The following is a 942-nucleotide window of genomic DNA, read 5'->3' on the forward strand; positions in this document are numbered from 1 at the left end:
GATCTCGGCCGGGCTCGACTATCCGGGCATCGGTCCCGAGCATAGCTGGCTGCACGACACCGGCCGCGCGGAATATGTGAACATCACCGACAAGGAAGCGCTGGAGGCGTTCCAGTTCTCCTGCCGTCTTGAAGGGATCATCCCCGCGCTGGAGCCCTCGCACGCGCTGGCCCATGTGATGAAGATTGCGCCTGACCTGCCCAAGGACCATATCATCGTGATGAACATGTGCGGGCGCGGTGATAAGGACATTTTCGCGGTCGCGAAGCATCTCGGCTTCGACATGGACGCATAAACTCAGGTTTACGGCGTACAACCTGAGGTTTATTGCTCCTCCATAACCCAATTGGCAATGGACCGGCGGGCGTTGTCCGCCGACCCTTTGCTCCGACGTCGCAGCCCGCGGCGGACAATTGTTCCGGAGGAGATAGAAGATGAAAATGAAATCCACCCTCGCCGCGCTGGCGGCTCTCGCGGTCTCGGCGCATATGGCACAGGCTGAAGTGTCCACGGACGGTATCGCTGCCGATCTGCAGGCCAATGGCTTCACCAATGTCGAGATCAAGGTCGGCCCGACCCAAGTCAAGGCCGAGGGTTACAACCCGAACGGCACCAAGATCGAAGTGGTCTACGACCGCGCCACCGGCAAGATCCAGAAGCAGGAAATGTCGCGCACGCGCGCCGGCTATGACATGACGCAGGGCGTCAGCGTCCGTCAGCAGTCGGAAGATTTCTACGACGGCAGCGACGACGACCATATGGACGATCACGGCGACGACCATTCGGGCAGCGACGATCACATGGATGACAGCCACGACGACGACCACACCACGTCCGATTCCGATCACGGCTCGGATGACGGCGGCTCGCATGAGAGCGGCTCTGACGATGGCGGTTCGCACGACAGTGGCTCCGACGGCGGCGGGTCGCATGATAGCGGCG

At 61.4% G+C, this 942-nt stretch carries 1 protein-coding gene and 1 pseudogene; both read left to right on the plus strand.

The features are described from left to right. Window positions 1–295: pseudogene (locus tag B3D39_RS05505) on the plus strand (tryptophan synthase subunit beta); the annotation flags it as partial. A 139-nt stretch (window positions 296–434) separates the two neighbouring features. Further along, window positions 435–942, plus strand: a 508-nt coding sequence (locus tag B3D39_RS05510; RefSeq protein WP_286789451.1) for a PepSY domain-containing protein, incomplete at its 3' end; no start/stop codon positions are given.

The sequence above is a fragment of the Thioclava sp. UBA3469 genome (assembly GCF_002378135.1).
GTDB classification, from domain to species: Bacteria; Pseudomonadota; Alphaproteobacteria; order Rhodobacterales; family Rhodobacteraceae; genus Thioclava; species Thioclava sediminum.